This window comes from Aquabacterium sp. (assembly GCF_049317225.1).
Lineage (GTDB): Bacteria > Pseudomonadota > Gammaproteobacteria > Burkholderiales > Burkholderiaceae_C > Aquabacterium.
The window spans coordinates 39,675-63,284 of sequence record NZ_JBMOIR010000005.1 but is presented as its reverse complement, the minus strand read 5'-3'; the positions used below and the strand labels follow the sequence as shown (position 1 = coordinate 63,284).

Annotated in this window: 17 protein-coding genes; 9 read left to right on the top strand and 8 right to left on the bottom strand. The window is 59.3% G+C overall.

What is annotated here, in order from left to right:
• Positions 1–52 precede the first annotated feature (52 nt).
• From queC to ACOYNB_RS05570, 3 genes are read left to right on the top strand one after another with little or no spacing between them, the layout of a single operon-like run.
• Positions 53–775, top strand: a complete 723-nt coding sequence (queC, locus tag ACOYNB_RS05580; RefSeq protein WP_422838143.1) for a 7-cyano-7-deazaguanine synthase QueC — start codon at positions 53–55, stop codon at positions 773–775.
• Positions 772–1,365, top strand: a complete 594-nt coding sequence (locus ACOYNB_RS05575; RefSeq protein WP_422838142.1) for a LemA family protein — start codon at positions 772–774, stop codon at positions 1,363–1,365. Before queC ends, ACOYNB_RS05575 begins: the two co-directional genes overlap by 4 nt.
• Positions 1,366–1,379: 14 nt before the next feature.
• The gene (locus tag ACOYNB_RS05570; RefSeq protein WP_422838141.1) at positions 1,380–3,299 is read left to right on the top strand and encodes a M48 family metalloprotease; all 1,920 of its coding nucleotides are present in this window, start codon (positions 1,380–1,382) and stop codon (positions 3,297–3,299) included.
• A 72-nt stretch (positions 3,300–3,371) separates the two neighbouring features.
• On the opposite strand, the gene ACOYNB_RS05565 is transcribed toward ACOYNB_RS05570, so the two are convergent.
• The 4 genes from ACOYNB_RS05565 to ACOYNB_RS05550 all read right to left on the bottom strand — a co-directional run bounded on the left by ACOYNB_RS05565 (position 3,372) and on the right by ACOYNB_RS05550 (position 6,135).
• Positions 3,372–4,010 carry a chalcone isomerase family protein gene (locus ACOYNB_RS05565; RefSeq protein WP_422838140.1) on the bottom strand — a complete coding sequence of 213 codons (639 nt, stop codon included), beginning with the start codon at positions 4,008–4,010 and terminating at the stop codon, positions 3,372–3,374.
• A gap of 23 nt (positions 4,011–4,033) precedes the next feature.
• Positions 4,034–5,239 (bottom strand): SphA family protein, encoded by a 1,206-nt coding sequence (locus tag ACOYNB_RS05560; RefSeq protein ID WP_422838139.1) that lies wholly within the window; start codon positions 5,237–5,239, stop codon positions 4,034–4,036.
• Positions 5,240–5,438: 199 nt separating this feature from the next.
• Complete coding sequence (locus ACOYNB_RS05555; RefSeq protein WP_374257918.1) at positions 5,439–5,708, bottom strand: HPr family phosphocarrier protein; 270 nt, start codon at positions 5,706–5,708, stop codon at positions 5,439–5,441.
• Positions 5,677–6,135, bottom strand: a complete 459-nt coding sequence (locus ACOYNB_RS05550) for a PTS sugar transporter subunit IIA (protein WP_422838138.1) — start codon at positions 6,133–6,135, stop codon at positions 5,677–5,679. Before ACOYNB_RS05550 ends, ACOYNB_RS05555 begins: the two co-directional genes overlap by 32 nt.
• 246 nt (positions 6,136–6,381) lie before the next feature.
• Here ACOYNB_RS05550 and ACOYNB_RS05545 point away from each other — a divergent pair, with 246 nt between their 5' ends.
• Entirely contained in the window at positions 6,382–7,533 is a 1,152-nt protein-coding gene (locus ACOYNB_RS05545) for a hypothetical protein (RefSeq protein WP_422838137.1), read from the top strand.
• 14 nt (positions 7,534–7,547) lie between these two features.
• Here ACOYNB_RS05545 and ACOYNB_RS05540 read toward each other — a convergent pair whose 3' ends face one another.
• Positions 7,548–8,012: a TlpA disulfide reductase family protein gene (locus tag ACOYNB_RS05540; RefSeq protein ID WP_422838251.1), complete on the bottom strand. Its 465-nt coding sequence runs from the start codon at positions 8,010–8,012 to the stop codon at positions 7,548–7,550.
• A 112-nt stretch (positions 8,013–8,124) separates the two neighbouring features.
• Here ACOYNB_RS05540 and ACOYNB_RS05535 point away from each other — a divergent pair, with 112 nt between their 5' ends.
• The gene (locus ACOYNB_RS05535; protein WP_422838136.1) at positions 8,125–8,775 is read left to right on the top strand and encodes a DUF4197 domain-containing protein; all 651 of its coding nucleotides are present in this window, start codon (positions 8,125–8,127) and stop codon (positions 8,773–8,775) included.
• On the opposite strand, the gene ACOYNB_RS05530 is transcribed toward ACOYNB_RS05535, so the two are convergent.
• Positions 8,750–13,093, bottom strand: a complete 4,344-nt coding sequence (locus tag ACOYNB_RS05530; protein WP_422838135.1) for a YhdP family protein — start codon at positions 13,091–13,093, stop codon at positions 8,750–8,752. The two genes, ACOYNB_RS05535 and ACOYNB_RS05530, sit on opposite strands and share 26 nt — an antisense overlap.
• Before the next feature lie 134 nt (positions 13,094–13,227).
• Here ACOYNB_RS05530 and glnE point away from each other — a divergent pair, with 134 nt between their 5' ends.
• The 4 genes from glnE to ACOYNB_RS05510 all read left to right on the top strand — a co-directional run bounded on the left by glnE (position 13,228) and on the right by ACOYNB_RS05510 (position 19,886).
• On the top strand, positions 13,228–16,125 hold the full coding sequence (glnE, locus tag ACOYNB_RS05525; protein ID WP_422838134.1) for a bifunctional [glutamate--ammonia ligase]-adenylyl-L-tyrosine phosphorylase/[glutamate--ammonia-ligase] adenylyltransferase: 2,898 nt from the start codon (positions 13,228–13,230) through the stop codon (positions 16,123–16,125).
• A gap of 325 nt (positions 16,126–16,450) precedes the next feature.
• Positions 16,451–17,446 (top strand): EpsD family peptidyl-prolyl cis-trans isomerase, encoded by a 996-nt coding sequence (locus tag ACOYNB_RS05520; RefSeq protein WP_422838133.1) that lies wholly within the window; start codon positions 16,451–16,453, stop codon positions 17,444–17,446.
• A 71-nt stretch (positions 17,447–17,517) separates the two neighbouring features.
• Positions 17,518–18,978 carry a chain length determinant protein EpsF gene (gene epsF, locus ACOYNB_RS05515; protein WP_422838132.1) on the top strand — a complete coding sequence of 487 codons (1,461 nt, stop codon included), beginning with the start codon at positions 17,518–17,520 and terminating at the stop codon, positions 18,976–18,978.
• Complete coding sequence (locus ACOYNB_RS05510; RefSeq protein ID WP_422838131.1) at positions 18,975–19,886, top strand: polysaccharide biosynthesis tyrosine autokinase; 912 nt, start codon at positions 18,975–18,977, stop codon at positions 19,884–19,886. The genes epsF and ACOYNB_RS05510 overlap by 4 nt, the downstream gene beginning before the upstream one ends.
• On the opposite strand, the gene ACOYNB_RS05505 is transcribed toward ACOYNB_RS05510, so the two are convergent.
• The gene (locus tag ACOYNB_RS05505) at positions 19,873–21,795 is read right to left on the bottom strand and encodes a hypothetical protein (RefSeq protein ID WP_422838130.1); all 1,923 of its coding nucleotides are present in this window, start codon (positions 21,793–21,795) and stop codon (positions 19,873–19,875) included. The two genes, ACOYNB_RS05510 and ACOYNB_RS05505, sit on opposite strands and share 14 nt — an antisense overlap.
• A gap of 186 nt (positions 21,796–21,981) precedes the next feature.
• A complete protein-coding gene (locus ACOYNB_RS05500) occupies positions 21,982–23,586 on the bottom strand; it encodes an O-antigen ligase family protein (RefSeq protein ID WP_422838129.1) in 1,605 nt (534 codons plus the stop codon).
• Positions 23,587–23,610: the final 24 nt, after the last annotated feature.

Sequence of the window (23,610 nt, the reverse complement as noted above, 5' to 3'; positions counted from 1 at the left end):
CGCGGGCATAAGCTATGCTCAAAAAGTCATAAAACATTTCTTGCGCCAGATCATGTCCCTCGATCCCCGTACCGCCCTGGTCGTCTTCTCTGGCGGGCAGGATTCCACCGTTTGCCTGGCTTGGGCCCTGTCGCGCTACCAGCATGTCGAAACGATCGGCTTCGACTACGGGCAGCGCCACAGAGTGGAGCTCGACTGTCGCACGCGCGTGCGACAGGCCATCCACGAACAGTTTCCCGACTGGCAAACCAGACTGGGCGCCGATCACCTGCTGGATCTCGGCCTGCTCGGCCAAATCTCGGACACCGCACTGACCGAGTCTCGTGCCATTGAAATGCAGGCCAATGGTTTGCCCAATACCTTTGTGCCAGGCCGTAATTTGTTGTTTCTGAACTTTGCCGCCGCACTGGCCTACCGGCGTGGCGCGTCGGTGCTGGTGGGTGGCATGTGCGAAACCGATTTTTCCGGCTACCCCGATTGCCGCGACAACACCCTCAAGGCTTTGCAAGTTGCCGTCAGTCTCGGCCTGGACAGTCCCATGACCATCGAGACCCCTTTGATGTGGCTCACCAAAGCCCAAACTTGGCAACTGAGCCAGGACCTGGGCGGTCACACTTTGAATGAACTCATCGTGGAGCACACCCATACTTGTTACCTGGGCGATCGCACACAACGCCATGCATGGGGATATGGATGCGGTCAGTGTCCCGCCTGTGAATTGCGCCGCGACGGCCACACCGAGTTTCTGCACGCCACTTTGAAGGATCCGCAATGAACACGTCTCAGATCGTCATCCTCACGATCGGTGCCATCGTGCTGTTCTGGGCAGTTGGTGCCTACAACCGACTCATCCGCCTGCGCAACGAGATCACCAACGCTTTCGCGCAAATCGACGTACAACTCAAGCGCCGCTTTGACCTCATCCCCAATCTGGTCGAGGTCGCACGCAAGTACATGGAGCACGAACGCGAAACCTTCGAGCGAGTCACCGCCGCGCGCGCGCAAGTGCTGGCAGCCACCAACCTGGTCAAGTCCAACCCCAACCAATCGGGCCCCATCAAAAGCCTCGGGCTGGCCGAAGGCGTACTGGCCAGTGCCATGGACAAGTTCAAGGTGACCATGGAGGCCTATCCGGAACTCAAGGCCGACGAACACATGCACGAGCTGCGCGAAGAACTGACTCACACCGAGAACAAGGTCGCCTTTGCGCGCCAGCTGTTCAACGACGCCACGCTGGACTACAACAACGCCGCACAACAGTTCCCCACCAGCCTGATCGCCAGCATTTTTGGCTTCAAGCGCGCAGAAATGCTGCATGCGACCACATCGGATGCAGAGCGGGCCCCCGTCAAAGTGACGTTCTAAGGTTTGACTGAAACATGCAGTTTCGCCAGCATCAATGGAAGGCTCATCGCAAGACCCTGCACCTGTTTGCCTGGTTTGGCGTACTGCTTGTGGCCCTCACCGCCGCCGTCAACCTGTTCCTGGCGCTCGTCGTCAAGCTGGTCATTCCGCTCGGGTCTGGTTACCCGGCCCTGTTCTTCGAAACGAACACGGCTGTGGTGGTCCTGTTCGTCATCGGCGGTGCATGGATCGAGACCGCTCGCTTGCGTGAGGGCGGCGGCGCACGTGTCGCACACTGGTTGGGTGGTGTGGAAATCAACGACCCGGACTCGCGCCTCGAACAACGACTGCTCAACGTTGTCGACGAAATGGCACTGGCAAGCGGACAAGCCACGCCACGGGTGTTCGTGCTGCGCCGCGAAGATGCCATCAACGCCATGGTGGCGGGATGGGGTGAAGACGACATCGCCTTGTGTGTCACCCGCGGTGCCCTGGAGCGTTTGAACAGAGCGGAATTGCAAGGCCTGGTGGCCCATGAATTCGGCCACATCAAGGAAGAGGATCTCCCACTCACCATGCGCTTGCTGGCTCTGGTATGGGGCCTGTCGCTGGTACATGGGTACGGACGCTCACTGATGTCGGCTGACGAGCAAGGTCGAGTCAACTCAGCCGTCTGGCTCATTGGCCTGGTTCTGTCCATCATTGGCTGGCTGGGGTGGTTGGCTGGCCGTGGCTTGCAAGCGGCCATCGCACGTCAGCGCGAGTACCTGGCCGATGCCAGCGCCATTCAGTTCACACGCACCCGCGATGGCATCGGCAACGTCCTGAGAAAGGTCTGGCACGACCAGCAAACCCTGACCGCCAAAATGCTCAGTCCTGCTGCGGACATGGTGGCTTCGCTGCTGCTGTACGAGCCGCCCGGCATGAACTGGCTCTCCAGTCACCCTCCGATTCAGGCACGCATTGCCCGAATCTGCGGCGCTGTCTTGCCTCCCATTCCTGCGCCGATCCTGCGCGAAGAAGTCAGCGAAGCGAGACACGCACGAACGACCCCAGAACCCAGTGCCAAAGGGTTCGTCAACGCACCCTTGATCCCGATCAGTGCCCTGTCAACGTCTGCAGATCATCCCGCGCCAACCATGAGCGCCCCCTTTCACGACGACCGAGACGCCCTTGCAAGACTACAGCGCCGCCAAGGCCCAACCGAGCGTCGCCTGGTCGTTCTGGGCTTGATGATGGACCCGGAGAACCACCGTGAACTCAAGCTGTGGCGGCAGATCGCAACGGGCTTGACGCACGCCAACGCCATTCTGGAGGACGTGCAACACCTGCACCCGAAACGTCGCCTCCCCGAGTTCGAACGGATGACGGCACAAATGAGCGGCGATCCCATCGAACAAAAGCGCAAGCTGATTGAAGAGGCACGTGATTTGTTGCGTGCAGACGGGCGCGTGACCCCGCTGGAGCGACTCTGGTGGCTCACGTTGCGGCATCGGCTGGACACCCAACGCGTGACGCAATCTGCACGCTTGGCACCGCTGAGCATTTCTGACGAAACACCGACCCAGTTCTCCCCCCAGGACCTGGTGCATGCAGGCAATCTCACTGCCTATCTTGCGCGCGTCATTCCCGAGAGCGAGGATCAGCCCGAGATCACCCAGCGTGGATACCTCTGGTGCAGCCGCGTCATGAACCGGTTCGGGATGCCTGACCAGATTGCCCAGGCCTTGAATGCACCAGATGCCGACACGCTGATGCACAGCCTGGCAGAAGTCCAGGAGCTCTCATGGCTGCAACGCCCCTTGCTCCTCAAAGCTTGGGTCGAAGAAACGATCAACCTGAGTCCAACAGGATTGCTATCTGATCGTCATGCGGATGCCCTTCGGCTGATGGCGTGCTTGCTCGCCTGTCCGCTGCCCCCCATGCTGGAAACGCACTATCGCCGAATTCAATGAGCTTGCGGTCTCCGCCCCGGGAATAAAAAAAGGCCACCGCACAGGTGGCCTTTTTTGGTGGACGCTGATGCCTCAGTTCTTGATGCCCAGCAAACCGTTGCGCAACTCTTCCGGCGCACCTTGCCCAATGTACATCCGCAGGTAGATCTGGAACGCCAGTTCGTCCTTGATGGCGTTACCGCCACCGTCCATGGTGAGGAGCTTGCCATTGTGCGTTGCGGTCCAGCCTGTACCGGGAATCCAGTCCAGATTGACCACGTCGCCCTTCGACACCTTCTTCACGTTGGCGTATGCGGAACCGATCTGACCGATGGGACCGATCAGACGCTTGAACTCATCATCGGTCGCCGACTGCTTGAAGTCAGCCAGGAAAATGCGAGAAATGGTGGAGGAAGTGAACTCCCGAAGGATGTTCAACTGGATGCGACGCACGCCATCGAGCTTGTAAATCGCATCCGGATTCGAGGTCTTCTTCGGCAGATACAGCGCGGTCACATCGGCCTTGAAGTAGCCACGCTTGCGAACGGCTGCGCCATTCAAAACGAGCTTTTGACCATTGACCGTCACTGTGTCGTCCAGTTCGACGCCTTCCAACTCTGGTGCGGCATGAGCACTCGACGCCCACGGCAACATCGCAGAGGCAGCCGCCCCCATCATCAGTTGACGACGCAGCGAATCCACCCCTTCGGGCTTCTTAATCTGATCACGCATGGTTGAACCTCCAACCAGTTACATCACAGGGGCTTGGAGACAGTCAGCCACACAGCTTGACCTTCGGTACGGTTGCGCGCGTCGAATTCCTTCAGGAACTTGCCTTCAATCAGCATTTCGCCGCCGTTCTTCAGCCAACCCACAGCAGGGCCCACGCCATTCACGCTGATCTTGTTGCCGTTCACAATGGCCTTGGCCAAGGTCTGTTGCTGCACTGTTGAGTAACCGCTCAGATCTTGCGTGTCATTGGTGTACTGACGAACGAAGTAGCCTTGCAGGCCCACACGCACGTCATCCGAAACGAACTTCATGGCCTGCCAGTCGACGTTGGCAACGTTGCCCGAGAAGTAACCGTTGTCCTTGTTGCGCGTGTTGAAGGACAGCACCAAACGCGCGCCCACGTCCCAGCCATCGCCAATGTAGGCGTATTGAACGGAAGGACGGAAAGTAAAGAAATTGCCGTAGCCAGCGTTGGTACGAGTGGTGGCGTCGTAGTCACCTGTCGGCAGCACAATCGTTGGCGCAAAGGTCACGGCTTGATGATCACCAATTTCCCAGTGCAGCACCGGCGACACTTCCACGTCACCAAAACCCAGCGTCGCGCTGCTCGCAGCAGACACCTTGGCCGCCACGCCTGCCTGAATATTCCCGATCGCACCCGCCGCAGCGGCGCCGCCCAATGTCGCGTTGCCACCGTTCATGGCAGTCAAGACGCCGGTGATACTGGTGCGGAAGGCATCAGGCACAGACACGTCTTGTGCAGACAAGTCCAGCTTGCGACGCACCAGCGGCAACATGGCCGTGAAACCCACGTTCGCACCGAACAGACGATTCGTACCCAAATAGGTTACGCGAGGCTGCAGCGCATACGTTTCAGCCTTCAACTTGGTCTTGTACGTGGCGGTGACACCTGCTGCATAGCCAGCAGCGTTGAACAAGGCCGTCTGCTGGGCATTTGCGGGATCCGGCGTCACCAAAGCGGCGCTCACCGCATCCTTGCCATCGTTGCCCTTCACCTTGTTAGCGTGATAAGCCACCATGGGCATCTGAACATACCAACCTGGCACCAAAGGCGTAGTCATGTCGCTACCGCCGATACCGGGCGAGTAGCGCTGCAGGCCGTTATCGGCCGCCATGGCGCTCGACGCAGCAACGACAGCCAGAACAACGGCAGACAGTTTTGCGGGCGCAACAGATACAGACAGCGTAGAACGAACTTGGCGAACCATCATGACTCCTTGGTCTTCAAACGGTATGTGAAACGGCTTGCTCTTCACGTCAGCCGTTTTCCTCAGGGTGTAAGGGAGACTGTGCCCTGACTCGCTGCCCTTAAGTTAAGGGCTTGTCTCCCCAAAGCTACAAAAAAACACGCTTTCGGGCTTGTTCATGACAAGTTGTGACGATCAGTAGCACTTGCCGTATTAGGGTTTACTCGCCCTCGCCGAACTTGTCATTGATCAGCGCGAGGATGGCCTGGCTGGCCTCATCCTCTTTCGGCCCATCGCATTCCAACTCCACAGCAGTCCCAATCCCTGCGGCCAGCATCATCACACCCATGATGCTCTTGGCATTGACCCGGCGGTCATTGCGCGTCAAAAAAACCTCGCAGGGAAAGCTGCTGGCCAATTTCGTCAGCTTTGCCGAAGCGCGCGCGTGCAAACCCAGCTTATTGCTGATGGTGACGGTGGTCTTGATCATGGGTAGGTTGGATCGCTTGGTTGTGCGGCCGGCTGGAGGCAATCTGCATGACACCTTGTGCCCCACCCGCCACCGCCCGGGTCACCACGGCCTCAAGAGGCTCACTGGCGTAATTCAATGCACGCCAAACCATCGGCACATTGACCCCCGTGATGACCTTGACGCGCACGCCATCGGCCAGTCGCTGAACCACATTGCACGGCGTGGCGCCGAACACATCGCTGAGCACCAGCACTTCGTGCCGCGAATCGGAAGCCTCCGCCAAACCTAGCAGCAAGCGAGCCTGAGCTTCCACTTCGTCAATCGGCAAATTGGGGGGCACATCCAGAATCTGGACGTGCTGTGCCGCCTCCGGAAAGCAATGCGCAGCTGCCTGTTTCAAGGCAGAAGCCAAAGGAGCGTGCGCAATGATGAAGAGGCCAGGCATACAGGGCAGATTATCGACTCGCCGACGGAGAAATTGAAAGCACGACGCCGCAGATAGCGTCGTTTTCATCGCAAATCGACGAAATCAGGATGCCCGTACTAACCCGAAAACGAGCTCGCTTGACAAGACGAGAATCGTGAAGAAGATCACACTAATTAAAGCAATGATCTTGGCACTCCCGCGAATGGGGATGGACACACGACAACGTGGTGCGAAAGACTGCTCAAAACACCGACGCCAACAGCCATGTCAAGCTCTTCAGATCGCCTCATGGTGGGACTCGCCGCCCAACCATTCGATGCTGACTCTTTCGAGTCCGTGGCAGAGCATGACCTGTCGCGCTGGCACGCCTTGCTTGCCCAGGTTGGCAGTGAACTGGCCGAGCCACTGACTTCGGCTCTGGAACGCGTCACCGCCATGACCACAACCGGACGCATCGACCATCTTGGCCTGCGCGCCCTGCGTGCGGAGCTGGATCGCGCACGCCAAGCCGGCATTTGGTCTCAGCAAATTGCCCGCCTGGCGTCTGGTCACATTCGGCAGAGCCACGAGCGCGTTCACTTGACGCACACCCTTCAGAGTGTGCTGGCCTATCGCGCCCGCGAGTTGCATAACCGTGGCATCCAACTGACTCAGTCCTTGACCCCCACCGAGGTGCAAGTCGATGCCTCCATGTTATTTGGATTGCTCAACGCACTCGTTGACTGGTGGTTGCAGGCCGCGCAAGGCACGATTGATATCCGCGTCGACACCCGAGGCTGGCCAGAACAGGCCTGTCTGACATGCCGGGTTCAGCATCACCCGCAGGACTTCTTCAGTGCCATCAACATGGACACTTTGTGTGCCAGTTTGAGTACGCTGGAGTGGCGCCTGCTGGAGCAGTACACCCTGTCCATGGGTGTCGGCCTGGAACGCGACATCGGCGCCAGCCACGTCCGAGTTCACTTGCAGTTCCCGATTGCCCCGTCGGTCGTACTTGAGCCGGAACCCGCGCAACTTGGTTTCCTGGACTCGGTCAACTCCCGCCCGCTGGCTGGCAGCCATGTCTTGATCGTGGCATCTCGCCGCGACCTACGGGTCCGAATGAGAGAAAGTTTGAAATCGATGGGACTCATCCTCGATTTCGTCAACACGATTCAAGACGCCATTGACTTCTGCCAGGAAGGCTTACCCCATGCCATCGTGTTTGATGGCGCACTCCGTTCAGCAGACTTCGAGCAACTCGCTGCCAGCATCCGCAAGGAAGTCCCCGAGTTCGTTTTCATTGAACTGGTCGAAGGGGCCGGCAATTTCGAAATGGCCAGTACCTGCCACGATGGCATGGCCAAAGTCGGGCGTCACGTTCTGGATACCGCGCTGCCGTCAGCCTTGGTGTACGAACTGGGTCGCATCATGTAATGCGATGCAGCCTATCAGGCTGGCTGGTTGAGCAACTCCGCCAGCAGTTTGTGAAGCGCAGCAAAATCAGGCTCCCCCACAAACCGCTTCACGATTTCCCCGCGGCGATTGACCACAAAAGTGGTTGGCGTCATCTGGATATCCCCAAACGCCTTGGATACCCCACCATCGCGGTCAAAAGCGACCTTGAAGGGCAATTGTCGGCTTTGCTTGAACTGCGCGACATACTCCGGGGAGTCATAGGACATGGCCACGGCCAAGGTTTCCAGCCCCTGGGCCTGAAATTTCTGATGTGTCGCCACCAGATCCGGCATTTCTTTGACACAGGTCGCACAACTGGTTGCCCAGAAGTTCACGATCAAAACCTTGCCCTTCAGATCAGTTGTACGGTGTACGCTGCCGTCCAGCTGCACATAGGGCACGTCGGGCATCTGCGGAACCGCTGACTGGAAACAACCCGCCAACATCAGCGGCAGCATCCATGCAAACAGGCGGCGGCTCAGTATCATCGAAAGCTTCACAGTGGTCAGAGGAAAAGTTGCCATGAATCGTCGACACGTATTGTCATCTCTCTGTGGCGCCAGCGCCAGCATGTTGGCTTTTCATCTCGTGCCAAGCAACGCCTGGGCAGCAAGCTTCTCTAACACCGACGCCATTTCAGCCTTGCGAGCCGCGCTGTCCAAAGGCGCCGATGTAGCGGTATCCCAGTTGGGTGCCACCGATGGATTCCTGGGCAACGATAAAGTTCGCATCGGTTTGCCAGACATGCTGGAAAAGGCCTCCCCCATCCTGCGCACCATGGGGCGTGGCAAGCAGTTGGATGAACTGATTTCGGCCATTAACCATGCTGCAGAACAATCCGTTGCCCTGGCTCGCCCATTGCTGGCCGATGCGATCAAGAGCATGTCGATTCAAGACGCGCAGAACATCCTGCAAGGTGGTGACAACGCGGTGACCCAGTACTTTGCCACCAAGACCCGAGCCCCTCTCACTCAGCGTTTTCAGCCGGTGGTCAACCAAGTGGTGGACAAACTGGCCGTCACCCGCAGCTACAACGAACTGGCCGGCAGAGCCAGTGCGTTTGGGGTCGTCAAGGGATCTGCCATGACGGTGCAAGACCATGTCACCGCCAAAGCATTGGACGCGCTGTACTTCGTGATTGGTGAAGAAGAGCGTCGCATCCGACGCGACCCGGTCGGCACAGGCAGCGCCATCCTCAAGAAGGTTTTCGGGGCTTTGTAAGCAGATCCCCCACCTTGTCCACCTGTGGGTCCCCCCAGGGACCTGTCACCAGGAACTCTTGCGTGGTCACGTCAGCCATCTGCTTGCGCAGCAGATACTGCGCAATGAACGTGCCCAAGCCAACGACCGGGTTGATGGCGGCATAGGCCAATGAGGCCCCCTCGGCGTTGATTTGTGGAACCACGTAGACATGGAGATTTTGCGTCTCCTTGGCCAGATCTGCCTGCCCTTCCATCAGCACTACCGCTTGCACGCCACGCATCCGCAAGTTACGCGTCGCCGCAACCCCTTGGGTGATCTTGACATCCCCGTCAATCGCATCGAAAGCGAAACCCTGCTGGAACAAATCACGAAAATCCAGCGTCAGTCGTCGAGGCAAGGACTGCAGACTCAGCACCCCCAGCAGCTTCGCGGCGCCAGGCTCCACTTTCAAGAATTGCCCTTCACTGATTTGAATGGTCAGGTCGCCGGACATGGTGGGGGGATCTGGCTCCAAAGGTGATCCCGACCAACTGACCTGGCCCGCAATCCGCCCCTTGCCGCCCTTCATGGTTTGAGGCAGTCCGAGTCGTGTCAGCAAAGCGCCGCTGTTGGCCAGATCCAGCCCGAATGTGAAATTGGACCGTGGGCGCACCTTGGCTTTCCCCCCTGACGTGGCAACGGCGGCAGCCCAACTGCCCGACGCATCCAACTGCGCCTCGGGCGTCTTCATCCTGAACTTGGTCAACCGCCACTCAGGCACCCCAACAGTGCCAGCTGCCAGGCGGTTGATCGCTTCCACCTCAATACGTCCCAAGGGGAGCCCCGCCCACTCGAATTGGTCGATGGCCACGTCCAACGCAGGCAGTGAGGCGGCTTCCGGCGACAGCATCTGCTCTGTCGCATCTTCCTGAATCGCTTGAGCCTCGGCTTTGGGCACAGCAAGACGCGACAGACGCGCAATCAGGCGAGAACCCGCAGAACCCTTGGCCAATGGCGCACGCTCCGGCACCCACTCCAGTTGCCCTGCAGCTTGCTGGGATGTCAATTGCACGCGCCACACACCACCTTCAGGATGTGCCACCGAAGCGTTCACGTCGCGCAGCGTCCGCTTTTGGAGCGTCAAGCTGGGCGTGCGCACCGCGATGCTGTCAGGCACATAGCTTTCCCCTGCATCCCCTGCAGCCTGGCCATTCGCAGGCGCCGACACGTCGTGAATATCCAGAATCTGTTTCCCAACCGGAATCCAGGCGTCGAGATCAAGACCATTGACCATCACCTGGGCGGTCACGCCCTTGGTCGGCAAACTGAGCGATCCCCCACCGCCCGTGGTGTGCTGCAGACTGATGAGCCCACGCGTCACCCGCGCGTTGGCACCTGAAATGTCTCGACGGAAATCGACACGCAGCCACGGCGTTGCGACGGATGTCATGTGCAAGGACTGAGGGTTCCCGACATCCACAATCAACTCATCCTGATGCCCCAGAGCATCATCCAGCCGATGGGTCACCTGCAAGGGCCACACAGCTTGTGCAGGCTTGTTCAACGGTGCAGGCAGGGTCGTACCCATCCCTTGCAGACTGGAGCTCACCGTGACCTCGGATTTGGCGCCAATCGTCACGGCCACATTAAATGGCGTTTCGCCCTGCATGTGCTGCGCAAGCCGGGCCAAAATGGGGTATTCCTGCGATTGCCTCAGTCCGTCAGCGGACATTTGTCCTCGGGCTGAAAACCGGATCACGCCGTCCGCACCTCTGGCGCCCTCAACCGTCGCATCGTGACCCCACACGCGCGCTCGCGCCTGCACGTTCAATTGCGACTCGGTGATGTGGATCGCTCCCTTCAGTGCCGAGAGCACAGGCACCGACGGACTGATTCGCAAATTGGCCTGGTCTCGTTCGGTCAGCAACACACCCGCCTTCAGCTTCGTCTGCTCCGTGCGATCCAAGGGGATATCCAGAGACAGCTGCAACGTCGCAGCGCCTGTTCCTTGCGCCTGGCTCAAGGCATGCCCCGTCCACTCGTTGATGGGCGACAGCGCCAGGAAGCGCATCAGATCATTCAGCGGGCCCTCACCCTGTCCTTTGATCATCAGATGCGGATCACTGCTCCCCAAATTGTCGATTCGGCCCTCTACCTTGCGCAGCGCGAAATTGCCGGTTCCCACGCCCCCCAGTCGGCCGCTGGCGTCCTGGATGAGCATGCGCTGTCCCTCGAACACCAGCAAACCGTCCAGCCCGGTAAAGGCGGGCCAAAAACCCGTCTTGGCGCCCTGAGGCAAACCCAACAGGGATGGCGGCACATAGTCCAAGGTCACATTCTTCAGCGGGACACGTACTCTGAAACGCCCCCCCAGATCATTCTGAAAAGGAAAATCGTCCAAATTCCCCCTGACTTCGAAGCCCACATCTTCACCCTGCCCGCCCTTCATGGCCAACCGCACATACTCACGCGGGCCCGAAGGAATGCTTACCGGCAAGTAGCGCCAAACGCTCGAGGCCTGCGCACGTTGCAACCGCCCCGACAAATCCAGGACACCAGGCAGAGCTGCGAGAGGCTTGCCATCCCGGCCAGGCTGACCTCGACCCGTCCGCCACGTTCCCGTCAAAGTCCCCTGAGCGTCCGAATTGGCGAAACTCGCTTCCGTGACCTTCACCTCGACGCCGTCGGTCAATCCTTTACCCGCAGGCAAAACGGTCCAGTTGACCAAAGCCCTCAACGACGACAGTTCGATGCGTGGATCCTCAAAGACCCCAGGGAAAGCCAACCATCCGTCGCGCATCGTCAACTCAGCCTGCCCCCCCCGCTCATCGGCAGAGATGCGCACATCTGCGCCACTCAAGCCGGGCCGCTCGGGCTGACTGGCTTCCGCCAAACCGAGCCCTGTCACTTGCCCCTTCAGCTTGTAATGACTCGGCGCCGTCAACTGCCCCGCCCATTGGCCATCCAGCCCGGAGACCACACCACGAGGCGCCATTTCAGCCAAACGCTGACGCAGCCCCTCAGCCAGCGGCAATCTATCTGCAATTTGCGCCAACAGTGCCAGATCGAGCCGCTCTGCTTGGATGCTCCCACCTTGCGTCGAGGCCCAATTGGCTTGTGTCCACCCGCCCTTCCATGCCGCGTGCTGCCATGACAAACGTCCACTGCTGGCAGGCCAGCTCAAGCCGTCCTGCAACACAAAAGCCAGCTGGCTGAACGACAGTGTCGACACCGTGGGCTCGTTTTGGAGCACCACCTCGCCAGTCAGCGCCTTGAAGGCCAACGGATTCAGGTCCCCGGCCAACCGCACCTGCACATCCTGCAAGCTCAGCGACACACGCACATTGCGTGGCTCGCCCTTGCGCAAGGAGAGTTCACCACTGACTGCACCGTGCCCCCCATTGATGTCGACGGGGAGACTGAGGTGTTGCTTCAACCGCTGCACGTCCACATGCGGCAAGGCCACGCGCACCTTGCCCGACCACGTCTGCCAATGTGTCGGCCGGGTCAGTCCCACCTGCAGTTGCTGCCACCAGCCAGGGGTATCGCCCTCTTTGACGTCCAGCGTCGAGGAAGTCGCCCACAAAGGCTGATACATGTCACCCTGGAGCTCGAACCGTCGACCGAACGCCGCAGAAGGCGTCGCGGCCAGCGCCAGCTCGTGCTTCCGTCGTCCCAGCCCCAAGCCGTTACGCAAGAGCAATTCCACCTGCTGCAAAGCCAATGGCTGCGCCCCGCGCAGCTCATCTGTCCACCGAACCGTGCCTTGGGTAATTTGGATTCGAGGCTGCGACAACACCCAGTCCAGCCCACTTTGGCCCCCGTCTGCCACCGGACGCGCAGACGAAACCTTGAGCCCAGCCACATGGATGACGCCCGACGCATCCCGACGCACATCCAGCTCAGGACGAACCAGCGTGAGTCGATCCAAGCGCACCTCTCCCGATAGCAAGGCAACCGGCGACAACGTCCTCAGCGAGATTCGCGCAGACACCTGCGGCAACGACAAGGCGACCTGCCCGCGCTCATCCAGCAGTTCAACTTGATTGAGGGTCAGCGTAGGCCAGATGCCATCGGCCTGACCTTGCACCGGTCCTAACCTGACCGTCACCCCTAACGCCCGTGTGGCTTGTTCAGCCAGATCAAACCGCCAGGCATCTGCGCGGGGCAGAATTTGAGTCAGAACGAAGCCCCAAGCAATTGCCAGCACCACCAACAAGATGCCTAGCGCGACGCCCGTCCACTTCAGCAGACGTCGGCCAGTGCGCCCAACGAAAAAGGCGGACGCTTTCAACCAGCCACGGCGCAAACTTTCGGCTGCTTGGTGTGATTCAGAAACGGGGCTCGACACAGACATGCAAAAACAACACTTTTCTTCAGTCGAACCACCTAATGCAGCCTTAGCGCGGCTGCTCTAACATCCGCATCACAGCCTCAGGGATCGACAAGCGATAACCCTAGCACAGACCTCTCAGCCGGCCACACGCTTCCATGATTGATTTCCCGTCAGACGCTGTCAAAACAGACGCTCCAGCCGATCACTCACGCTTTGTGCAGCGCGTACGGCGTCGCTATGGTGTGGAATGGGCGCATTTCGCTCAAACCGCCCCCGGCACGCCTCGTACGGTGGACATCCAGGCGCTGATCGATCATCTGCTGGCTCAAGGTCGTGAGTTAGGTTCTGCCTTGCGGATCGCTCGTCAGTTGGTGCTGGAGCGCTTGGTTTGCCAAGACGTTTCCGCCGGTTCGCCCATGCTGGACATCACGGCGTCGGTGACCGAATTGGCTGAAGTCACCCTCGACCGAGCCTTGGCTGCTGCAGAGGCGGAGCTGGATCAAAAACATGGTGCCCCGCTCAATGACCAAGGCCAACGCGTCGACATGTGGGTCATTGGCATGGGCAAACTGGGCGGACGCGAACTGAACGTGTCGTCGGACATTGATCTCATCTACGTCTACGAAGACGACGGCGAAACAGCGGGGATCAACGACAACGGCATCCTTCGAGGCCGCATCACCGTCCACGAGTATTTCAGCCAAATCGCAAGGCGGCTATCCACCCTGATTGGGGACACCACAGAGGACGGCTTTGTCTTCCGTGTGGACTTGGCGCTGCGCCCCAACGGCAACTCGGGCCCGTCCGTGGTCAGCATGAGCATGCTGGAAGAGTATTTCCTCGTTCAGGGACGCGAGTGGGAGCGTTTTGCCTGGCTCAAGAGCCGCATCATTGCCCCCCGTCGCGCCATGCCCGGTGGCGAGCACCACACGCGCGCGCTGCAGTTGCGCAATCTGGTGATGCCCTTTGTGTACCGCCGTTACCTGGACTACGGCGTGTTCGAGGGCCTTCGTCAATTGCATCGCAAGATCCGAGACGAGGCCACGCGACGCGCAGCAGGACGCCCCGAGCGTGCCAACGACGTCAAGCTGGCCCGCGGCGGTATCCGCGAAATCGAGTTCACGGTGCAGTTGCTGCAAGTGGTTCGGGGCGGTCAGTTCCCTGAAATTCGCACGCGGTCTACCTTGAAGGCCCTGCCACGCCTGGCAGCGAGAGGGTTGATCTCGTCAGGCATGGCAGACAGCCTGGCGCAGGCCTACACGCTGCTGCGACGCATTGAGCACCGCATCCAGTACTTGGACGATCAGCAGACTCACACCCTCCCGACCGAAGACCGAGATCTGGAGTGGATCGCCAACAGTTTGGGCATTCAGGCAAGAGAAAACGGCTCCGCCGAGCGCCCTGACTGTCGCAGTGCCACCTGCCAGATGTTGGACGTGTTGTGCCAAGTGCGTGAACTGGTCGCCAACGAATTCGACTCCCTGCTGCATGACGGGCGCGGCGGCAGTGGTGAAAAGCAAGGCTGTCGCAATTGCGGTGGGCCCGCCCTCCCGGTCGACAGTGAAGAGTTCATCACCAAACTGCCGGAGCCCATCGCCTCGCACGTCAAACAGTTTGCCGCCCAAAACAAAGTCACCATCCTGTCTGATGCGGCCAAGCTCCGTCTGGCCAAACTGATCGGCCGTGCCACACTGATCGCGCTGGGCGACGAAACCAGCACCGACACGACCCGCCCCCTGGGGGCCGACGCGGTCATCCATTTCATTGATTGGCTGAACCCTCTGCTGCGCAGAGACAGCTACCTGTCTCTGCTGGCGGAGCGTCGTGAAGTGCTGACCCGCTTGTTGCGCCTGCTCGGACTTGCCAAGTGGTCCATGCGCTACCTCCTGCGGCACCCGGGCGTGATCGACGAACTGGCCGACCCTCGGCTGATGGATGGCCGCTTTGACCCAGCGGCCTACCAGCGCGAGCTGGAGGAGCGCCACACGGCTTGGGAACGTGCAGGGCAAGCCGACGAAGAGGCCTTGCTTGACACCCTTCGCCGTGCGCACCATGCCGAAGTCTTCCGCACCCTGGTTCGAGACGTTGAAGGCTTGATCACCGTCGAGCAAGTGGCCGATGACTTGTCTGCACTCGCGGACGCCACCCTGTCAGTGGCCATCCAGTGGGCCTGGAGCCATCTCCAGCAGCGTCCAGGCAAACAGGCTCAGTACGCCGTAGGGCGTCCTCCACACCTGGCCGTCATTGCCTACGGCAAGTTAGGCGGCAAGGAGCTCGGTTATGGCAGCGACCTGGACGTCGTCTTCCTCTTTGACGAAACGCTCGACGCACCAGACCCCAATGCCGGCCCCGACACGCCCACGGCCATCGACGCATATCTTGTCTTTGCTCGAAAGCTGATCGGCTGGCTCACGCTTCGAACCGCCGCTGGCGAGCTTTTCGACATCGACACCGCGCTGCGCCCCAACGGCAACTCTGGGCTGTTGGTCACCAGTTTTCACTCGTTCGACGACTACCAGCGTCAACGTGGCAGCAACACAGCATGGACCTGGGAACACCAGGCCCTGACGCGGGCGCGCTGGTGCGCCGGAGAGCCCGCCCTGGACACACGCTTCGAAGAGACCCGACGTGCGGTCCTGTCGACCCCGAGGGATGCAACCGCGCTGGCGCAAGAAGTCTTGGCCATGCGCGCCAAACTGCGAGAGGCCCATGCCTGCCCCGCCACGCAATTTGACATCAAACACAGCCATGGCGGCATGATTGACGTCGAGTTCACCGTGCAGTATCTGGTCCTGACTCACAGCCACGCTCACCCGGAACTCATGGACAACGTCGGCAACATCGCTTTGTTGCAGCGAGCCGAGCAAGCAGGCTTGCTGCCAGCTGGCGTTGGCATGGCTGCCGGACAAGCCTACCGAGAGTTGCGCCGTGTTCAACACAGGGCCAGACTGGATGAGGCCCCCACCAAGCTGGAAGGCGCTGCGGCCGAAGCGTGCCAACCCAGCCGTGACGCAGTCCTGTCACTGTGGCAGGCCGTTTTCCCTGAATTCTGAGCACGTCACACACCTGCGATGGGGCTGTGCCCCCATCGCAACAAATTGGCGGCAAAGGTCACCCCCGGCTTAGGGGATCGTCAGGACGCGGATCTGAGCCATGCGTGCTCCCTATCGGAGTGCCTATCTGGAAAACCCCCAGCGTTTTCCATCGCACCCACCGACACAAGTGGCTATAACACTGCCCCCAGCCCAATGCTCCGCCATACACTCATTTAAGCGGCCGGACAAAACCCCAGGGAACTTACGCCTCGGCTGCATGATCATGCACAAGTGACTTGGTCACCAAGCACGCGTTTTTCTTGACCCCAACATCGGACTCATCATGACCACCCGCCTGCAAGCCCATGCCCGTCATCGTTCCATTCGTACGCTGGCACTGCTGCCTGTCGTTGTTGCAGCCACCATGCTGGTGGGTTGCGGTGACAAGCAAAAGGCGGACAGCAAGGCCAGTCAAGCTGCAGCGCGTGTCAACAGCGATGAAATCACCGTCCACCAGATCAATCAGGTTCTGGAGCGTCAAAAAGGGCTGAAGCCCGACCAAGCCGATGCGGCCAGCCGTCAGATTCTGGAAGGCCTGATCGACCAGCAACTTGCCGTTGCCAAGGCAGAGGAGCAGAAGCTGGATCGCGACCCGCAAGTCGTCCAGTTGCTGGATGCCACACGTCGAAACATTTTGGCTCGCGCCTATCTAGAGCGTGCGGCAGCAGCGGGGGCCGGCACACCGACCGCCGACGACGTGCGCAAGTACTACGACACCAAGCCCGCGTTGTTCTCTGAGCGCAAGGTTTACGCACTGCAAGAGTTCACGGTTCCAGCCAAGCCCGAAGAGAGCAAAACCGTCATGGCGGCGCTCAAGGGAACCAAAACCGCCAGCGAATTCATCGAAGTGTTGAAGGCCAGTGGGCTCAAATTCTCTGCGACGCAAACCACGCAAGCAGCTGAAGGTCTGCCCCTCAACATCCTGGACCCACTCAGCAAAGTTAAAGACGGCGAGGCCCTTTATGTCACCGCACCAGATGGTTTCAAGGCCATCCTCGTCATCGCAACCAAGAGCCAGCCGCTCTCGTTCGAGCAAGCCAAGCCAGCCATTGAGCAATTCCTGACAGTGGATCGCCGCCGCGAGTTCACCCAAAAGGAGATCAAGAACCTGCGCGCTACAGCCAAGATTGAATACATCGGCAAATTTGCAGAGAAGCCGGCATCCGGTGCGTCGGCCTCGGCGCCGGCAACTGAGACGGCCCCATCAACCCCCGAGGCTGCGGCATCAACAGGGTTGGATGCAAACGCCTTGAGCAAGGGCCTGTCTGGGCTGAAGTAAGAGCGTAGAAGGGCCGGTCAGACACCGGCCCGCCACATCATTGCCACGCACCGATTAACTTGAGTTTGGACATGTCCTTGGACCAGATTATTCGCATCATTCGAGCCCGATGGAAGCTGGTCAGCGCGATGGCTTCCTTGGTCGTCTTGGGTACATTGATCACGAGCTTGTTGCTCCCCAAAAACTACACTGCCACAGCGACCCTGATGGTCGACATCAAGCCCGATCCCGTCGCTGGTTTTTCCGCTGGTGCCCAGCCTGGTCAATATCTGGCCACCCAAGTTGATCTGATCAAGAGCACCATGGTGGCGCAGCGCGTGGTCCGCAAGATGCAAGTCGGCGAATCCCCACAGATGCGAACGCGCTGGGAAAAAGAAACGGGCGGACAAGGCAGTTATGACGCGTGGTTGGCCGACCTGCTCGGCAAAGGCCTGGATGTCAAACCCGCCAAGGACTCCAGCCTCATCACGATTAACTATGATGGGTCAGATCCTGCATTCGCCGCGAGCATGGCCAATGCATTTGCCAAGGCATTCATGGACTCCTCGGTTCAAATCCGCGTGGACCCTGCCCGGCAATATGCTGATTTTTTTGAAGAGCGCGCCAAGTTGGCCCGCGAAAAACTGGAGCGTGCCCAGGCTCGACTGTCCGAGGCGCAGCAGGCTAACGGCATCATCTTGACGGATGAGCGATTGGACTACGAGACCAATCGTCTGAACGAACTCTCCACACAGGTTTTGCAATTGCGCGCCATCAAAACGGAGACGGACAGCCGTAACGCGCAGGCCAATCACGATCCCGAGCGCATTCAGGATGTGGTCACCAGTCCATTGCTAAGCAACCTGAAGGCTCAGTTGGCCGTTCAAGAGGCCAAGCAAAACGAGAACACGGCCAAGTATGGTGATGCACACCCTGTGATTCAGGAAGGACAAGCCGCCATCAACAACTTGCGAGAGCGCATTCGCACCGAGACGCGGAAAATTGCAGCCGGTGTGAGCACCTCCAGCAGCATCAACAGCACCCGAGAATCTGTGGCTCAAGCAGCGTTCGAAGCACAGCGCGAGCGCGTCCTCAAGCTCAAAGGGGAGCGGGCCAAGCTTCAAGTGCTGGAACGAGATCTCGATAGCGCGCAACGTGTCTTTGACTCCATTCAATCTCGACTCAACCAAATGAACCTCGAGAGCACCAGCAGCCAGTCGAATATCTATCTGGTCAGCAGTGCGACGCCACCCACCAAAGCAACCAGCCCTCGTATCGTTCTGAATATGGTTCTGTCGGTGATCTTGGGGGGCTTCATCGCCATTTTCACGGCGCTCGGCATCGAGTCCCTCGACAAGCGTGTTCGATGTGCTCGTGACATCGCAGAACACCTTGAGTTGCCAGTCATTGGTTTCATTCCTGCCCCTAACCGCTCATCCTCGCCACTGTGGTCCAAGCTGGTTGGGTCAGGCGCACCACGCTTGTTTGCCACGCTGGGCGCCTCATCGGCCACCCACGATGCATCGCAGTCACAGCAAAAGATCACAACATGAGTCAGCATCATCGTTTTGGGCCCATGCAGGATGCACTCCCCTCGGAGTTCCCTGACACGCAGTTGGCCAAGGACGACCGTTCCATCGGCGAAATCATCAAAGAAGCCAACTCGCTGAGCCCCGATCAGATCGAACAGATCTTGTCCTATCAGCGGGAGCATGGTGTCAAGTTTGGTGAAGCAGCTGTGGCCCTTGGCTTGGCCAACACCGATGATGTCCTTTGGGCACTGGCACAGCAGTTCCACTACCCCTACGCCTCCGAGGGACGAACGCTGTTAAGCCAAGATCTCGTGGTTGCAACGCGTCCATTCTCGGAGCAGGCTGAATCCTTCCGTGCCATCCGCAGCCACATCAACATGCGCCTGCAGAATGAAGCGTCACCTCGTCCTGCTGTGGCCATCCTGAGCGCCAACAGTGGCGACGGGAAATCATTCTTCGCCGCCAACCTGGCAGCTGCATTCGCACAGCTCCCTGGCCGCACCCTGCTGATTGATGCGGACCTGCGTAACCCGCGTCTCCACGAGATCTTCAATATTCCGCCTCGCTCCGAGGGGCTTTCGGCCATTTTGTCCGGGCGCGCCGCGACCAAAGTTATTCAGAGCGTCAAGGAATTCCCCAACCTCTTTGTGATGCCTGTGGGGATCAAACCACCCAACCCCTTGGAATTGCTCGAACGCCCCGCATTGGACCTCCTCTTGAAGGAACTTCGTGTCCGCTTCGATCGGGTCATTGTGGACACACCCGCTACGGCACAAGGCATGGACGGCCCGGTCATTGCTGCCAAGTGTGGCGCTGCACTGATCATTGCACGACAGGATCACACCCGCGTTCAAGACATCCAGCAAATTGCACGCGAAGTGTCGATGAGCTCCGCCAAACTCATTGGCACCATCGTCAACGAGTTCTAACGCGAAGGTCGATGCTGCGGCCAAAGTCCTGAACCGCCTCATTGAGGCGTTTCAGGACAACGCCATTCATCTGATCGATCTGCTCATTGGTCAACCACAGGTAGCCACCCTTGGCGCACCCGTTCGCGTTGTCGGCCAAGTCGTAGGAATAAAGACCCAACAGGCGAACGTCTGCCATGGCGAGCGTGGCGACAGACTGGTAGATCACGTCGGCTTTCTTGGCATCGCTCATCTGATCCAAGTTCGTCACGCCCGCAGCAGGCTGGTTCACACATCGATCAACACCGAACTCGGTCACGGCAATCGGCTTGTTCACCTTGTACGCAGCAAGACGTGCCCGTATCAGCGCCAACTCGTCATCCAAGCTGTCTGCGCTGGCTGCTCGACCTGTCAGATCCCGGCCAGTTCCTTTGTAGATGTGCGCCCCAACCATGTCGCAGAAGTCCGTGATGGACTCACCTTGCGATGTCCTGGCTGCCAGCACGAAGCCCATGCCCTCAGGGCTCGAAGCTTGTGGACAGATGACGGGAATACTCGCATCTGCCGCTTTGACCGACTGATACACAGCTTTGCATTGATCGGCCAAATCACGTTGCGAACCAGCGAAGAAACCGATCACATCGGGTTCATTCCAACATTCGACTGCTACCAGTCGGTCTTTGTAGCGCGACACGGAGTCGCGTACGGCCTTGCCATAGACCTCCCAATTGTTCGCTGGCTCACTCAAGCCTGGCGCGCCAAATGGGTTGTTGCGGTTCTCTGGATGACGGCTCGCTGAAGTTGGCATGCCGCTGAAGACCATCAGTAAACGGCGCTGCCCGGCATCCGCAAACGCATTGGCCCACCGATCCAATCGGGCCCACGCATAGTCGGGACGCTCGGAAGACACTGTCCACCATGGCAACACAGCGTGATCGCTGGCATAGCTGCGAGCGAACTGGTACTTGAGTTTCACCGCGCCCAATCGCTCTGCGCTACGGCCTTGACTGGAATTAGGGTAATGATGAAAGCCCGCACCAATCAGCATCTCATCTGCTTTACCCCATGCGAGGCGCCCGATTACCGCAGCGCCCACACCTGCACCAGCCAATTCAACCGACACACTGGACTGCAACGGTGCAAGCTTGACGGACGCACCGTTCCTCGACAGGCGGTACAACACCCGCACCGCATGCCCATGATCCAAGCCCTGGTTCGTCGGAACACGCATTAGCCAAACATCCCAGATCTGGCCCGAGGTCGCAGCGACGCCATCCGGCAGAGGATGCGAGTCAGTCAGCAACACTCGGCCTTGATCATTGACGATGCTCATCGTCGCCTGCCAGCCCTTTCCCGCAGGCTGTGCAAACCAAAGTGGCACCTGCAGCTTCACGGATCGACCTGAAAGCAGGCTCTTGGGCACGAATGGCAGAGCCCCCACCCCCACCCCAGTCAACGTGGCGCGGGCTACCGCCATTTTGAAAATTCGCAGAACAACCGTTTGCCCGGGCAGAATGTTCATCACCGTCAACCGCGGCGCCACCGAGGCTGGCGCATGCCCCAACCGAGGCATCACCGTGCCGGAGACATGCTCTGCAACCAGGGTCTGTCGTGGCACGAAGTAAACGTCACCCACCCCCTCGGGTGGCGCCCATTCCGTTGCGTAGTTGCCATTCGGTTCAAATGCATGGAAGCCGAGCCCTACGCCTCCTCGAAACTGCCCCCGTTCAATTTGAACGATCGCTGCCACTCGATACAGCACACCCGAGTTCGCCCCCAATCGGTCCCCCACAAACAGCGCGTAATGCCCAACGCCTTGGGCTGCGGCGTTTGTCAGTTCGACTTCAAGATAGCGCTCGGCAGCCTCGCTGGCATATCGATAGCGTGCTGTAACCCCACCTTGGACTTGGTCAGACAGGCCTCTCGGCAAAGTGGTTCTGCCTGAATCCGTGCCCCAAACACCTTCAAGTTTGAAGGTGGACTCAAAGGCCACGCCACGGTCAATCGTCTGAGCAAAACAGGGGCCCCACCAACAAGTCAGGACAACCAAACTTGCTGTCACGACAGATCGCACTACCGCCAACAGCCTGTGCATATCGAGCATGAGATCGCAGCCTTAGGCAACACGTCGCGCGACATACACAGCACGACGCCGTGCAAGCTTGTCTTTGTCAAATGCTGATTGCTGCCATTGCCAGATGGCCCAAGCCACGCCGTAGACAAAGTAAGTGGGCACGATGTAATGGGTCACCTCAAAATGCGGTTCGCCCCAAGCATCCAACAACGTGTAGATCTGGAACATGCACAAACTCAGATAAAACGCCGCCCATCGCCGATCTGTGTGGCGATTTCGGCGATACCCAACTACAGCAACGTAACAAATCCAGAGCTGAACTGCCATCATCACGGCAAACCCGATCAAGCCCGCACGCGTCAAGGTGGTCACATAACTGTTATGCGGATCTTGCACAGCGACCTCTTTGCCATCCTCACCGGTGGTCGTGAGATCGGTCAGCACGCGCCCGTAGCCAATGCCAAGCAGCCTGGATGACATCGAGTAATCCCACAACTTGAGCGAATAGGCGCGCCACGCTTTACGCTGGCTGATGCCTCCCGCAGCACCCGCAAACTCTTCATTCCTGGACTCACCTGTCAGCGAATGCAGGTGGTCAGCCACACCCGACAGACTCAGCGTCCCCACCCGCCCTTTCAGCTGGACTCCAGACACCTCCAGCACCAACAAGCCCATCGCACAGACCAGCAACAGGCCCAGCGCCGATCGCACCAACTTGCCCTGCCCGCCCAGGACAGACATGACCAGCAACGCTGCAGCCACAAACACATAGCCTGCGCGAGACTGCAACATGGCAAATGCGGTCAGCCCGCCCAATGCCACCAGCACGCACACCAGCTTTTGTGCGGCGGTCAGTGGCCTCGCATAGGCCCAGCGCCAGGCCAGCATGCTCAAAATGCCCACAAGCCCGGCCATCGGCCATGTTTGATAGTTCCCCAGGACCGGCACCCACTTTTGCAGCCCCATGAAGCCGGGGGAGTACCGCATCATCACGTCCTGAAACGGAATGAGCAGCCCGTAGATGCCCAATGCAAGCCCCAAAGACCACAAAACAGAACGCACCCAAACCATCCCCTGCTCTGGTCGCTGCAGTGCCATGCGAGCGATCACATACGCAGGGATGATGACCAGCGACTCCGCCACACGCACCCCGTCGCGAGCGGCTGCCGTTCCAAATGCCTGCCAGTCGTCCGGCAAATGCAATGCCAACGTAAAAACGACCCACAGACTCAAGACAACGATGCCAGCAGGCAAGCGAATCGTCCGTTTGCTGTCCAGCAGCACCTTGGACAAAGACATCAACAGGGCGAACGCCAACACCACATCCGTCAATGGCAAAGGCAGGCTGCCCACGGGAAATGCGATCCCGGCAAAACCCATGTTGAGCACAAAGAGCCCCATGGCGACCAACACCATTCCCCTGGCCCAATAGGGCGCAGTGGGGGCAAAGCTCACGACGTACTTGATCAAGACGGCCAAAAAGAACAACAGGCCGAACAACACACTACCAAAGACTGGCGCCAGGCCCACAAATGCCCCGAACAAAAAGAGCACCATGGCGATGAAGGTGCCACCTCCCCAAACAGCTATCGGGGACAACGCCAGCGTCTGCCACGTCGATGGTGCAGCATGCGAAGCCCAATTCACGGCTTCACCATGGGCTGAGTTGCG